Origin of the sequence: Fibrobacter sp. UWB3 (assembly GCF_002210405.1) — a bacterium.
Classification (GTDB): Bacteria; Fibrobacterota; Fibrobacteria; order Fibrobacterales; family Fibrobacteraceae; genus Fibrobacter.
On the sequence record NZ_MWQJ01000003.1, the window covers coordinates 262,364 to 275,745 of the forward strand.

Annotated in this window: 11 protein-coding genes and 1 tRNA gene; 1 reads left to right on the top strand and 11 read right to left on the bottom strand. The window is 51.1% G+C overall.

The genetic code is table 11. From position 1 onward, the window contains the following. Window positions 1–102: 102 nt before the first annotated feature. From tsaA to B7991_RS05415, 4 genes are all read right to left on the bottom strand, one after another. Complete coding sequence (gene tsaA, locus B7991_RS05400; RefSeq protein WP_088629935.1) at window positions 103–780, bottom strand: tRNA (N6-threonylcarbamoyladenosine(37)-N6)-methyltransferase TrmO; 678 nt, start codon at window positions 778–780, stop codon at window positions 103–105. Window positions 781–924: 144 nt separating this feature from the next. Then, window positions 925–3,504, bottom strand: a complete 2,580-nt coding sequence (locus B7991_RS05405) for a 1,4-beta-glucanase (RefSeq protein ID WP_088629936.1) — start codon at window positions 3,502–3,504, stop codon at window positions 925–927. A 230-nt stretch (window positions 3,505–3,734) separates the two neighbouring features. Next, window positions 3,735–4,799 (bottom strand): histidine phosphatase family protein, encoded by a 1,065-nt coding sequence (locus tag B7991_RS05410; protein WP_088629937.1) that lies wholly within the window; start codon window positions 4,797–4,799, stop codon window positions 3,735–3,737. Window positions 4,800–4,893: 94 nt separating this feature from the next. Further along, a complete protein-coding gene (locus B7991_RS05415) occupies window positions 4,894–5,682 on the bottom strand; it encodes a hypothetical protein (protein ID WP_088629938.1) in 789 nt (262 codons plus the stop codon). Between the two features lie 58 nt (window positions 5,683–5,740). Here B7991_RS05415 and rfbD point away from each other — a divergent pair, with 58 nt between their 5' ends. Further along, the gene (rfbD, locus tag B7991_RS05420) at window positions 5,741–6,661 is read left to right on the top strand and encodes a dTDP-4-dehydrorhamnose reductase (RefSeq protein ID WP_088629939.1); all 921 of its coding nucleotides are present in this window, start codon (window positions 5,741–5,743) and stop codon (window positions 6,659–6,661) included. Window positions 6,662–6,727: 66 nt separating this feature from the next. On the opposite strand, the gene mqnE is transcribed toward rfbD, so the two are convergent. The 7 genes from mqnE to B7991_RS05455 form a co-directional block, all read right to left on the bottom strand. Beyond that, window positions 6,728–7,768: an aminofutalosine synthase MqnE gene (gene mqnE, locus B7991_RS05425; RefSeq protein ID WP_088629940.1), complete on the bottom strand. Its 1,041-nt coding sequence runs from the start codon at window positions 7,766–7,768 to the stop codon at window positions 6,728–6,730. Between the two features lie 46 nt (window positions 7,769–7,814). Beyond that, window positions 7,815–7,888, bottom strand: a tRNA-Met gene (locus tag B7991_RS05430). Window positions 7,889–8,004: 116 nt separating this feature from the next. Next, window positions 8,005–9,165, bottom strand: coding sequence for a CDP-diacylglycerol--glycerol-3-phosphate 3-phosphatidyltransferase (pgsA, locus tag B7991_RS05435; protein ID WP_088629941.1), 1,161 nt, complete (start codon window positions 9,163–9,165; stop codon window positions 8,005–8,007). Beyond that, entirely contained in the window at window positions 9,162–10,811 is a 1,650-nt protein-coding gene (gene recN / locus B7991_RS05440; RefSeq protein WP_088629942.1) for a DNA repair protein RecN, read from the bottom strand. The genes pgsA and recN overlap by 4 nt, the downstream gene beginning before the upstream one ends. An 18-nt stretch (window positions 10,812–10,829) precedes the next feature. Next, a complete protein-coding gene (locus B7991_RS05445) occupies window positions 10,830–11,582 on the bottom strand; it encodes a tRNA (guanosine(46)-N(7))-methyltransferase TrmB (protein ID WP_088629943.1) in 753 nt (250 codons plus the stop codon). Between the two features lie 130 nt (window positions 11,583–11,712). Continuing rightward, on the bottom strand, window positions 11,713–12,600 hold the full coding sequence (locus B7991_RS05450) for an MBL fold metallo-hydrolase (RefSeq protein WP_088629944.1): 888 nt from the start codon (window positions 12,598–12,600) through the stop codon (window positions 11,713–11,715). Between the two features lie 129 nt (window positions 12,601–12,729). After that, entirely contained in the window at window positions 12,730–13,314 is a 585-nt protein-coding gene (locus B7991_RS05455; RefSeq protein ID WP_235002830.1) for a hypothetical protein, read from the bottom strand. Window positions 13,315–13,382 lie beyond the last annotated feature (68 nt).

The following is a 13,382-nucleotide window of genomic DNA, read 5'->3' on the forward strand; positions in this document are numbered from 1 at the left end:
TATAAAGTTGAAAATAGTGCTACTAAATCGCTGAATTTCGTGTTTTAGTAGCATATTTTTGGGAAAAAATCCTTTTGAGAACGAAATATTGCGGAAATATTCTTATTTGATACTCACAATTTCCAGTTCGTTGCCGATGACTTTGAACTTGACTTCGTATTCGGCAAATGGGAATCCGTAAACGCGCTCGGGATCGTTTTGGTAAGCTGGGCGCGGATCCTGTTCCAACACTTCAATAAGCGAGGTGCGTTTTTCTTCGCTTAGCTTTGCAAGTGCTTCGGGATTCTTGACGTGAACTTTGTTCTGCTTCACGGCATCTGCAAAACCGCCAATCGCTTCGGGGTGTGCGTCCGTGTAGGGGAGGTACGGCTTGATGTCGACAATCGGGGTGCCGTCCATGAGGTCTGCGCCGCTAACGACTATTTCCGGGCCTTCAGGACCGTCGAGGTTGATGTTTTCAATCTTCACGCAAGAAAGTGCCACCGGATTCGGGCGGAAGCTTGAACGTGTGGCGAAAACGCCGAGACGCTTGTTCCCGCCGAGTCTTGGCGGTCGCACAGTCGGGCTCCATGTACTGCGGATGTTCTCCGAAAAAATCCACATGATCCACAAGTGGCTAAAGCCCTCGAGGCCGCGGAGCGCATCGGCATTGCGGAATTCTGGCTCAAAGCGTATCGTCGAACGCAAGTTCTGTACCAGCCCGCTTTGCCGCGGGATTCCAAACTTTTCTCGAAAGTCGCTCTTGATTCGCGCAATAATTTTAAATGTCAGTTCTTGCATCGCCTAACAACATAGCAAAAAAGAAAGGCCAGAGTTTAAAAGCATTCGCTTTGCACTCTAGCCTTTTTAAGTGTGGGATTGATGATTATTGAAACTTTTGTTGTTGTCATGCCCGCCTTGAGCGGGCATCTCCTTTAATGCGTTTTATTTAATCGCAATCGCTTTTTTTAAAAGCAACTTGCCGTTGGCTCCGACAACCTTTGCGATGTACTTGCCGTTCGGAATCTTCTTGAGGCTAACGCTTCTGTTGCCGTTCACATCCACAGAGAGGAGTGTCTTGCCGTTCATAGCGATGACTTCAAGTTTGCCTTCGCTCGGGACGTTCACTTGCAAAGTCCTGTTCTGCTGAATGAGCGAAACCTTGCCCGGATGCATCGAAATGGTGTTGATGGTCGTTCCCGGATTGCCTGGGATGATGACGTCAACAAACTTTGTGCCTTCAGGAGCGCCCACGATGGTGCCACGGCCCACGGTGCTCATGTAAACAACGCCGAAGTTGTTCATGTCGCCCTGCACGAAGTTTCCGTTGCCCGGACCGCCGAACTGGTGCAAGTCGTCGTTCACGCGTTCAAAGGTCTTGCATTTGTCTGTACTGCGGTAGATGCCGATTGGATCGCCGGACTTTGCCGCGCCCCAGATGAAGATGGTTTCGTAGTCGCTGCCTTCTTTGGCCTTGCCGATGCCCACGGCGATTGCGGTAGAAGCGCCTTCGCAACGGTTCCAGCTCTTGCCGCCGTCTTCAGTGTAGGCGAGGCCGTATTCCGTGAAGCCCTTCGGCTGCCAGACTTGAGCTTGGTCCATCGGTACCCACAGATGTCCTTCTCTCTTAGGAACGGTGCGGATGAGTCCGCCGCCGTTGTAGTATTCGCCAGCCTGTTCGTTCTGCAAACGGGCTTCAGCTTCTGCAAAAGTCTTGCCGCCGTCAGTAGATCTGTAAAGCGATCCCATGCCGCCCATGACGTAGAACGTTTTGGGGTCCACCGGGTCAGCAACAATGCGGGAATAGTTTGTCTGGGTGCCGGTTTCAACAGCAGTCCAAGAGGCGCCATTGTCATCGGAGCGGTAAACTGTTGCGCCCTGGTCTGGGCGGTGCAGCATGATTTTGCCGTCAGCGGAAAGTACCACCAAGCCCTTCGGGCCTTTGAGGGTGGTCTTTACGCTGTCCCAGGTCTTGCCCATGTCATCGCTGCGGTACATCACGTTGAAATTCTGAGAATCGTACTTGCCGTAAACGGTAATCACACCTGTGCGAACCAAGCTTCCGGTGAGCGGGGCGTAACCCATGCTTTCGGTGGTGCCGATGGTTGGCTTGTGGCGCTGTGCGCTCTGCTTGATGTCTGTATAAACGGCGCCGTCGTAGTCGCCAATAGCGGTGACCAGCGGGCCTCCCGGAATGCTCACGATGTCGAGGGGCACAGTCTCTTCGATACCCTTGGACATAAACTTCCAAAGGGGAACCTTTGCGGAGACGTCTTCGGTCATGAAGATGCCGTTACCGCTAGTGACCCAGGCCTGCTTGTTGTTGAACGGGTTGATTTCAAGAGAACCCGCCCAGTGGATGGCGTTGCCCGGGATCCAGTCGGTGCCGTTGGCGTCAATGTTCGGAATGTCGTTGTAATGCTGTCCGTGATTCCAGGTCTTGCCGCCGTCAGTGGTGGCATAGATGCGGTCGCCGTAGTTTTCCTTTTCGTCTTTGGTCACGTGGCGGCCGGTGTACTTGCCCAGCGTCGAAATCACAATGTGGTTCTTGTCCTTGGGGTCAATGGCGACGCCGCCGTAAGAGCTCTTGTCCTTTTCGTAGCTCTTGGTGGTGCTGCCTTCGTGTTCCACGGAGTCACTCGGGGTAAGGTCGGTCCACGTGCCTCCAGCGATATTGTACTTGTAAAAACCACCACTTGCGATGTTATACGGACCGGGGCCGTCAGCAAATGTCACGTACATGTCGCCGTCGACAATCTTTGCGCGGTGCGGCATGAGTCCAGTGGGAACGCCCTTGATGGGTTCCCAGGTAGCGCCGCCGTCGTGGCTTACTTGCAAATTATCCTTGGTTTCGGAAATGCCGATGTAGATGGTCTTGGTGGAACCGTCGGCGTTCTTGCCCTGCGATTCGTCGAACATCACAAAGCTGATGCCGTTCACGCCGTTCAGGCTGGATTCTGTGGCGGTAGAAAGGGCGACCTTGTAGGCGCTTGTCCAGGTCTTGCCGTAGTCGGTACTCTTGTAAAGTCCCTTGGTGCGGCTACCGCAGAAGATGATGTTTCCCTTGTTGGGGTCCACGGCGAGCTTTTCGCCGGTCTGGCGGCCCATGCCGTTACCGTGGGCGAGCATTTCCACATAGCTAGTGTCCCAGGTGGCGCCGAAGTCTTCACTGCGGAGCACGGCCGTGCGGCCCTTGCTGAAATAGCCGGTACCTGCGAGCACGTAAATGCGCTTGGGATCGTTGGGGTCGAGAGCAAAAGCTTCGGTACCGTAAAGGCCCTTGTCGTTTTCCGAGATGAAGTCCATCAGCGGAATCCAGGTTTTGTTTTCAAAGTCAAAGCGGTAAATGCCACCCACGTCGGTGCGGGCGTACAAGACGTTTTCAGCCTTCGGGTGGAACATTACAGCGGAAACGAATCCGCCGCCATCGAAGCGGACGTTGCCCCATTCGTACTTTTCGGCGTTAGCGGTCGTGGCGAGAGCTGCCAAAGTGGCGATGCCGATCATTGAAATTTTACCAAACATATCGTCTCCGTTGGAATTTTGAGAACAATTAAACCCTTACAACTATAGTTAATATATATAAATATTTGGAAAAGTGGTTGTTATATTAACCTTAATTTGAGAAATTTTTTGAGAACATTTGGAGCGTGCAGAGAATTGTGCTTCGAATACAAAAAAATCCCCGAAATCAGTCGATTTTCGGGGATTCTTGCTAAAAAGCCGTTTTTAGCTATAAAATAGCCGGATGGTTGTTATTCCACGCCGACGCCAAGTCCTCTGAATGGCACGTATCTGATCTGGTCCTTGTTGTCGATAATGACAGCGACACCGGTGAGGAAGTACGGCCAGTGGCTTGTGACGTGGTATTTGTAGTTTACGGCTCCGTTAGAAACGTATACGCTGAACGGGAGTATAAAGTCATCATGAGTGCAAATGACGCGGTACTTGTTCATGGAGGCATAGCTCGGGGCGATGTCTTTTTTCACGATTTCTTCGGATTTTTCCTTGAGATCGTAGAATGCGTCGGCATAGAGGTTGTCGAATGCCCAGCCTGCAATGACGAGACGGACATTCGTTGTAGAATCATCGTAGAACTTGTAGCGTTCGCTATCCTTCTTGAACCAGTTGATGGAATACAGACTGGTTGTGTCGTGCGGGAATGTCGCTTGTCCACGGCCGAGGGCTATGTTTTGGCATGTCTGTTCTGTGCGAACGAAGTTGGTGTGTGAAAATACGAATTCTTCTGCGCTGATGAGTTTTTTGCCGACTGCGAGGGCTTGACGGACTCCGTCTGTGGGCTCTCCGCCGATGGAGTCTGGTTCACCTTCATAATAGGTGAGGGGGACTTCTTGACCGGTTTGACCGTCTACGCGTTCTCCGTGGCGGATGATGAACACTGCCTTTTCGTTGCAGCGGACGCTCTTGAATACGTCGGCGATGTCAGCAAGTCCGTTGGTGTCAAGGGTAATTGTGGCGACTGGTGTTTCGACGCAGCCCGGATCGAGCGGTGTTGCTTCTGCCGAGGAGCTGGACTGTGACGGCGGAATTTCTGCAGAAGAGCTGGACTCTCCATTTTGAACGATTGCGGAACTGGAGCTAGCGGCGTCAGCAGAGCTTGCGATATCTGCGGAACTTGCCGGAAGCAAAGTCGTGGAAGAACTTGAATTTTGCTCTGTCAGCGCGTTCGAAGAACTCGAAGCCACGTTGCTCTGGTTGTCAAATGAGGTGGGCGAGCTGTCGTCGCCGCAGGCTGCCAAGAGCGAGGCTGAAAGAATTGCGCCGGTAAAAGCTAAAGAAATGCGAGAAATTTTATGCATTGCGTGAAATTCCTTGTTTTTATCCCTCTAAATCTATTTATGTTGAGGGGTTTCTTCAAGTAAATTTTTCCAAAATCCGTGAATTATGCGCTTTTTACGCTTTAGCTTCGGCTGGCTTGTCGGAATTGTAGTTGATTTCGTTGCGGCGCTTGAGTTCTTTGTTGAGCGGCCAGTAAATCAGTGCAAAAACTATGTAGCCGATGAGGAGTACAATCCAGTGATTGAGCCCGAAACCGATTTCCACATAGCGCATGGTGATGAACATGAACGGACCTGCGATGAGGAAGAGCGGGAGCTGTCTGCATTGGTCGCCTAGCGAGTAACGGCTCTCGTAGCTTACGATGGAGTTCATCATCGGGAAGCTGGTGCAAAAACCGCCCATCAGGCGCTTGATGAACATGAGTCCGGAAACGACGCCTGCAATGGCGGGAGCCTTGATGTAAACCGGGAGCGGGGTCTTGTAGCGCACGCCGGCTTTGTACTTTTGCTTCTGGAAGAAAATCACGCCGATGACAAAGTCGAAAACGCAAGCGCCGATAAAGTACGCTTCGCCTTCCGGGATGCGCGCGTGCAAAAATGTTCCGAGCGCGACAAAGAAGGCTAGGCCTGCGATAATCGACGGTACAATAGGAACTTTTACTTTGTAATGGAGAATGCGAACGATGTGTACGTATAACATGCACATGAAACCCGAAACAGCATTTTCGGTGCCCATCGGGAGTCCGACGGCGATGTAGGCAAAACCGCAGGGAATAGGGATCGTCGCCGTGACCGCCTTGAGTTGCGGGTCCTTCAGGTAGGCGCTCAAGGTGCCGAGGGCGGTGACCATGAAAACGAGCAGCCAGTCGTATGCCGAAAAATGAAAATTTAACGCTTCAAACATCGAGCCCAAAGATAGAAAATAGTGGCTAATTGCTATATTCACACGCAGAGGTTTTATTATGAAAGTTTTGGTAACTGGTGTCGGTGGCCAGCTGGGTCACGATGTGATGAACGAACTTGCAAAGCGTGGCTACGAAGGTGTCGGTAGCGATATCGCTCCTACATATTCCGGTGTGGCCGATGGAAGCGCTGTGACCACGATGCCTTATGTTCCGATGGATATTACGAATGCTGCTGCGGTTGCAGAAACGATCAAGAGCGTAAAGCCGGACGTGATTGTGCATTGCGCTGCCTGGACGGCAGTGGACCTTGCCGAAGACGATGACAAGAAGGCGAAGGTCTTTGCAATTAACGCCGAAGGCACGGAAAACATCGCCCGCGTTGCAAAAGAAATTGATGCAAAGATGGTCTACATCAGCACGGACTACGTGTTTAATGGTCGCGGCACTTCTCCGTGGAAACCGGACTGCAAGGATTACGAACCGCTCAACGTCTATGGCGAATCCAAGCTCAAGGGCGAACTTGCCGTGAGCGGAACGCTTGAAAAGTATTTCATTGTGCGTATCGCTTGGGTATTCGGCCTCAATGGCAAGAACTTCATCAAGACGATGCTCAAGGTGGGCGAGACTCACGATACGGTCCGCGTTGTTTACGACCAGATTGGTACGCCGACTTACACGCTCGACTTGAGCCGCCTCCTCGTCGATATGATTGAAACGGACAAGTACGGCTACTATCACGCCACGAACGAAGGCGGATTCATCAGCTGGTACGAATTCACCAAGGAAATCTACAAGCAGGCTGGGCTCCCGACTAAGGTGTTGCCGGTGACGACGGCGGAATACGGACTCTCGAAGGCCGCACGTCCGTTCAATAGCCGCTTGGACAAGAGCAAACTCGTGGAAGCTGGTTTCAAGCCACTCCCCACATGGCAGGATGCTCTCGGCCGCTACCTCAAGGAAATCGGCGTCCTCGCGTAGGTGCGCCGCCATTGCTACTTCGTCATCCTGAGGGCGAATGCCCGAAGGATCCAGTTAAGTCTTGAATTACGAGAATCTTTCGTACAAGGCGTCTCGTTCCACCGGAACGAGGCCTTCTTTTTTGATGAGGTCTTGCATGCGTTCCGGGCTCATGCCCACGGGGACCGTGGCGCCAGCAGCATGCGTAATCTTCTCTTCGATAATCGTACCGTCCAAATCCGATGCGCCGGCATGGAGCGCCTTCATGGCAGTTTCGATGCCCATCTGAATCCAGTATGCCTTGATGTGCGGGAAGTTGTCCAAGAACAAACGAGAAACAGCGACCGTGCGCAGGATGTCTTCTTCGCTTGTGATGTTCGGAACAATCTGGTGGAGCGCATTGTGTTCCGGATGGTACACGAGCGGAATGAATGCGAAAAATCCCGGAGCCTCGTCTTGCAAGTCGCGGAGCATCTTCATGTGCGCGATGCGGTCTTCAATCTTTTCGATATGGCCGAAGAGCATGGTCGCATTCGTCGGAATGCCGAGCTTGTGCGCGGCGCGATGGACGGCGAGCCATTCTTCGCCTGTTTCTTTGCCCGGGCAAATCTTGTCGCGTACACTTTGTACTAAAATCTCGGCACCGCCACCGGGGAGTGCGTCAAGGCCTGCGTCCTTGAGCGTTGCCATAATCTGTTCGGGTGTCTGGCCAGAAATCTTGGCGAAGTGGCAAATTTCAACGGCGGTAAAAGCTTTCAAGTTTGCAGACGGAAATTCCTTGCGGAGCTTGCGCAACATCTCGATATAGTAATCGAACGGATGGTCGGGATGGAGCCCGCCAACAATGTGCAATTCGCGGGCGCCTTTGCTAATGGCTTCGGCGGCCTTGTCGCGGATGGTTTCGTAATTCCAGTCGTAAGCGGTCGGACTATCTTTCTTGATGCGGCTGAATGCGCAGAATTTGCAGTGCAGCACGCACACGTTCGTGTAGTTGATTTGGCGGTTGTTCACCCAGTAAACGGACTTGCCGTGGCGCGTTTCTTTTTCAGCATTGGCGCGTGCGCAAAGTTCATTGAGCGGTGCGTTCAAAAATAAATCGAGAGCTTCTTGTTCTGAAATGCGAGACATGCTACAAATATAAAAAAAGACTTAGATTTAATCTAAGTCTTTTTAGTAGCGGGGGCAGGACTTGAACGCTGCGACCTTCGGGTTATGAGCCCGACGAGCTACCAACTGCTCCACCCCGCGTCGAGGTTGTCCCATATATAGAAAATTATAATGGGTTTGGCAAGACTAGGGAACAGAGTAAATCGCAGAATAAGTTTTTTTTATGCTTTTTCCTGCGATTTTTGCGAAAAAATCAACTATACGAATTTTTTCAAAATGTGCTTGCTGGCGTAGAAATAATCAATTCCACTGATGATTGTAATGGCGGTTATGACGCCCATCACCACAATCGGGAACTGCTGCCAAATGTTGTTGAATCCTGGAATCAATTCGCGGATGGGGTCAATTGCTCCGAGGAGAATTGCTACAATGCCAATCCCCTGCAATGCAGTTTTCCATTTGCCACTGCGGCGTGCGGGCATCACAAGGCCTTCGCTTGCGGCGAGAGTTCTGAGAGTCTCCACGCTAGATTCGCGGAAGTAAATCAGGGCGACCATCCACACAGGCGCATAACCTGTGGCGATGAAGCACATGAAAATCGTCATGTTCGAAATCTTGTCGCTGAACGGATCGAGGTACTTGCCGAGTGTGCTGACTTCGCCCATCGCGCGGGCAAGCTTGCCATCCAAAAAGTCGGTGAGCATAAAGCCAAGCACCATCACGAGAGCCAAGACTTTGAAAACGATATTGTTGTTGCTGTAGTCCAGATCGTTATCGTAGAAAAATACCCAGAGGAAAAACGGCGTGAGCACAATGCGGCTCATGGTGAGCTGGCTTGCAATCGAAAGCGGTTTTCTGTGTGCTGGGTCGCGGTAGTACCAGTAAGCGTAAGCGGCTGTGGATGCGGCGATGAGCAAAATGGAAATCACCATCATAATTTGTTGGAAATTTTCCAAGTTCAGCAAGTACACGCCCATCGTAATTGTAATGGATAAATTGGCGAGCTTGCTCCAACGGCGCTTGCGGGGGAGTTGCTTGCCTTCGCGGAGAACTCCGAGCGAGAATAGCGTGTGCGCGATTAATCGCCCCAGTAAAACGGCGCAACCGACACCTAGGATTTTTTCGGCACTTTCGTTTTGGAACAGGTCTCGGACGAAAATACTAGTCATCACGATGAACTGTAAAAAACCGTCAATGGTATTAAGCCAAAGTCTGTAATACGGTTTTTCAATTTCCTGGCTCTTGAGCTGGAACAAGTTGACCCAACCCATGATAAGAGCGATACCCACAAAGGAACATGCCATCGTGGTCCAGTCTTTCCAGATGAAGATTATGACGCAGATAAATATGAGTGCTCGTAACACACTCCAAATGCGTGAACGTAAACGAACATCAGATGTATTTTCTGGTTCTGTCATAAATTATTCTCCAACAGTTGCTTTGCATGGGTGCGGACTGTTTCCGAAGTTCCACCTAACATTCTAGCAATTTCTTCGATACGTCCGTTAATGTCGAGGTCAATAATGGACGTAAATGTCCTTCCGTCAATCTCTTTCTTGCTCACAGCGAGCTGATTTTGGGCTCGACTTGCGACTTGATGCAAGTGGGTGATGGTGAGCACCTGATGATGCTTGCCCAAATTGCGCAGAGCTTCGCCAATGCTATTGCCCGTTTCGCCAGAAATTCCGGAATCCACTTCGTCGAAAATCAGGAGCGGGACCTTGTCGAGTTCTGCCATGACGCTCTTGATGGCGAGCAGCACACGGCTGAGTTCACCGCCGGAGACTGCCTTTTGCAACGACTTTTCGCCTTCGCCCGGGTTCGGGGCGAGCAAGAATTCGATGCGGTCTGCGCCGTTTGGTGTCGGGTCCTGCTCCGTGATGCTCGTAAAGAATTTGGCTTTCGGCATGCCGAGGCTGTGCAAGATTTCTTGCACGGCCGAGTCAAAGCGCTGGGCAGCTTCTTTACGCTTCTCGGTGAGATTTGCCGCAAGGCGGTAGGTCTCTGCTTTGTGGGCTTCAGCTTTGCGTTTGAGCTCATCGAGGTCGGCGTCGAGATTCTCGAGACTGTCGAGTTCCTGCTTACGTTGTTCGGTGAGCGCGATAAGCCCTGCCACATCGGTGCGGTACTTGCGCTTGAGTTTTTGAATCGTTGCAATTCGAGAATTGGCGCGGTCGATTTCGACGGGGCTCATGGACTTTGACGGGCGGAGCCTCTGCAGGTCCTTGCAGATTCCTTCGAACGGGTCCGCGACTTCGACGAGTGCGTTCAAGTCTTCTTCGTAATGCGGAATTTTTTGAGCGAGACTGCGCAACTTGTACTGAAGGTTCTGGACCTGTTCCAAGATGCCGTTATCGCAACCAATCAATCCTTGAATTTCATTCAGCAGATTGTGTTCCGCTTCGCTTTTGCTTGCGACGTTGACTTTTTCTTCAAGCTCTTCTTCTTCGCCATCGCGGAGTGCCGCCTTGGAAAGTTCATCGTACTGGAATTTCAAAAAGTCCTTTTGCTGCGCCAGATCTTTGGCGTGCGCTTCAGTCTTTTGAATTTCGGCGAGAACGTTGTTCCAGGCGTTGTAGCTTTTTGAATAGTTTATCAGCAATTCGTTGTTGCCCGCGTATTCATCGAGCATCTTTGCATGTGTGCGGATGTCGCGCAATAACAGCTGTTCGCTCTGCCCGTGCATCTGGATAAGCGATTCTCCAAGCTCCTGCAAATCCGAGAGACTCACAACGGAACCGTTCACGCGGGCGCGTCCCTTTCCGTTTTCAAGAATCTCGCGGCGGATGATGAGTTCATCGTCGTCATCGAGTTCTAACTTTGCAAGAATTTGTTTGACTTCGGGTTCGTTCGAAATGTCGAATGTCCCTTCGATGACCGCTTTTTCTTCGCCTGTGCGGACCATCGACGCTTGCGACTTGTCTCCGCAGACCATGCGGAGCGCTTTCATCAAGACTGACTTGCCGGCGCCAGTTTCACCCGTGATTGCGGTAAAACCTTCATGGAACGGGACGCTTGCTTCGGCAATGAGTGTAAAGCTGTTTATTGTGAGTTGCTTTAACATAAGACCATTGACTAAATTCTACTTCTCAAACTCAATAATACTTCTGTAAATAGGTCTGCCTTCTTTCTTGTACTTGCGTTCGAAGCCGGTCGTAATGCCTTCGGTGGGTTCTGCCGTATTGCGGACAAGCACCTTGCAAGTCGGATAGGCGTCGAACGTCTCAAGTGCAATTTCGTTGTATTCCTTGTGGTCGGTACCCCAGTAGAAAATGCGCTTGCCCGGCTTAAGGCAACGTGCGACTTCATCGAGGAAGTCGGGGCGGAGCAAGCGGTTCTTGTGGTGGCGTTCCTTTGGCCACGGGTCCGGGAAGTACATGTGGAAAGCATCGACAGTGTTGTCCTTCACGGCGTCACGCAAGAAGTAGAAAACGTCACCGCGCAACATGGCGGCATTGCCCTGTGCGACGATACCGCGCTTTTCCATGCGTTCGTGTGCAAATGCTGCCCACGTGAAGTCCCATTCGCTACCCATGATAAAGTAGTCCGGATGCTTCTCGGCATAGTCCGTCATGAAGTTGCCCTTGCCACTTCCGATTTCGACTTCGATGTGTCCGTTTTCGTTCGGGAACATGTCCTTCCAGGTGAAGTCGAGCTTGTGCGGCTTTCCGTCCGGAGTCTTGATGGGCTTGCGGTCGCCATTTGTGCGGAACACATAATGCCACAGCGCCTTCATTTGCGGGTCCTGACTCAAGTCGCGGTAAAACTCCGGAATCACGACTTCCTTCGGAGCCTTTTCTTCTTCTAAAATTTCGTTGTTGATTTCTTCTGCCATGTTGTTTGTTTCCTATTAAACTTTACTGGATCCTTCGTCCCTGCGGTCCTCAGGATGACGCTGTCCGCGCATTTCGCTCACTCTCGCTTTATGCATTTGTCGTCTGTAGGCGCTTGCGCCGTTCTCTCGTCTAAATAAACGCTATGATCCTCTCCTTAAACTTCTCCGGGATGGCCTTGTCTAGCATCTCGCGGATGTGCCTTTCTGAATACTTCATCGAGAAATGACTCAAGATGATTTTTTCGCACTTGATTTCGTCGTCAAGTTCGTTGAGCGCATGCACGATGTCTTTCAAGTGGCTGTGGCCCTTCTTTTTGCTCATCGCTTCTTCGCCATCGTCGAGGAACGTGCATTCTGTAATCAGCACCTTCGACTGGAAAACGCGACTGTTGTCGAGCAGGCTTTCGCCAAGGCAATCGCCCATAAAGCTTACGAGCGGCTCGTAAACTTCACGCGTGATTTCGACCCCGTTCTTGCGGAGTTCAATAATTTCGGTCGGAGTCTTTCCGAGGAATTCGTCCTTGAGTTTCTTCTTGTAAAAGTAGAGCGTGCCGCCCATTGCCGGGATGGAGTGCTTGACTTCGAACGCTTCGAGTGCGAGGTCCTTGCGGTATCTCAAAAATTGCAATTCGCCTGCGACAACCGGTTCAATTTCTGGGTAGCGGAATTTCGCTTCGCCAACACCTTCGAATAAAGCTTCTGCCTTGATCCAAGCCTTTGCGTTTTCGCTCACGCATTCAGGCATGTAATAAACGCTGTCGCGTTCCACGCCCATCATCTTGCGCAAACTGTGGTGACGCATCAGACAACGGGCATGGTCGCCGTGGGCGTGCGTCAGGAACACGTGGTTCAGGGGAATAGCCGAGAGCGGGCATTCGCCCATGTCAATGCAAAAATCGAGCTCTGGAATTTGGATGTATGTTGCAAGTCCGGAAATCGAGAATCCGGAAATGGGAGAACAGGGCGTATCCACATGGATCTGCCGCAGAGCGTTGTGTATGTACTTGTTTTCGTTCACTTTTTTACCGCCCGATAATTTAGCAAAAAAGAGAATCGAAAAAATGACACTTTTCTGTCATTCCCGCCACGGAGCGGGAATCTCCATCATAAAAAAAGCAGCTCTTTGAGAGCTGCTAAAAACTTGTTCTTATCGGTTCGAAATGATTCTGTCGAATTCCGTGCACGACATGGTTTCGATGTTTACGCCCATGGCCCTGCTGCGAGTCCTGTCGTTACCCTTTCTTTCTGGGATGCGGAAGCAGAAGTTGTACTTGTTTCCGCGGTCGGTCGGGATGCCCATCTTGAAAATGCGGAGGCGTTCGGTACCAGGATTCGTGATTTCAAAATAATCGTAAGTGTTCTTGATACGTTCGAGGCGCTTTTCCTGGTTAAAGACGAGTTCCTCAGTGATCGGACCGTCAAGCGTGATCGGCAGGGAGTTCTGGAAGCGGAGCTCGAGCTTGTCGTTTGTCTTGACGATGGACGTCTCGGACGGCTTGATCAAGTAGCGTTGTTGAGGAATGTTCTTATAAGCGATGTTGTGACGGCTTGCCTTGCGGACTCCGCAGACTTCGCGCATGTCAGGGTTCGCGACAAAGTCGATATCGCGGCAAATTGGCGGAAGGTCGGTCGGAACTTCGAGTTCTTCGCCGTTCTGGGCAGAGGAACCTGCGCAACCAATCAGGAATGAAACGGCAAGGAGGCAAGAGGACAACAAAAATTTATTCTTCATGCTATCAAATATAAGATTATTAAACAATATTGCGTAAATTTTTTTGAAAATGAACGAAATCGATGTAG

Bases quoted from the DNA above. Each gene is read 5' to 3' on its own strand.
- tsaA (WP_088629935.1), bottom strand. From the start codon at position 780: ATGCAAGAACTGACATTTAAAATTATTGCGCGAATCAAGAGCGACTTT.
- B7991_RS05405 (WP_088629936.1), bottom strand. From the start codon at position 3,504: ATGTTTGGTAAAATTTCAATGATCGGCATCGCCACTTTGGCAGCTCTC.
- B7991_RS05410 (WP_088629937.1), bottom strand. From the start codon at position 4,799: ATGCATAAAATTTCTCGCATTTCTTTAGCTTTTACCGGCGCAATTCTT.
- B7991_RS05415 (WP_088629938.1), bottom strand. From the start codon at position 5,682: ATGTTTGAAGCGTTAAATTTTCATTTTTCGGCATACGACTGGCTGCTC.
- rfbD (WP_088629939.1), top strand. From the start codon at position 5,741: ATGAAAGTTTTGGTAACTGGTGTCGGTGGCCAGCTGGGTCACGATGTG.
- mqnE (WP_088629940.1), bottom strand. From the start codon at position 7,768: ATGTCTCGCATTTCAGAACAAGAAGCTCTCGATTTATTTTTGAACGCA.
- pgsA (WP_088629941.1), bottom strand. From the start codon at position 9,165: ATGACAGAACCAGAAAATACATCTGATGTTCGTTTACGTTCACGCATT.
- recN (WP_088629942.1), bottom strand. From the start codon at position 10,811: ATGTTAAAGCAACTCACAATAAACAGCTTTACACTCATTGCCGAAGCA.
- B7991_RS05445 (WP_088629943.1), bottom strand. From the start codon at position 11,582: ATGGCAGAAGAAATCAACAACGAAATTTTAGAAGAAGAAAAGGCTCCG.
- B7991_RS05455 (WP_235002830.1), bottom strand. From the start codon at position 13,314: ATGAAGAATAAATTTTTGTTGTCCTCTTGCCTCCTTGCCGTTTCATTC.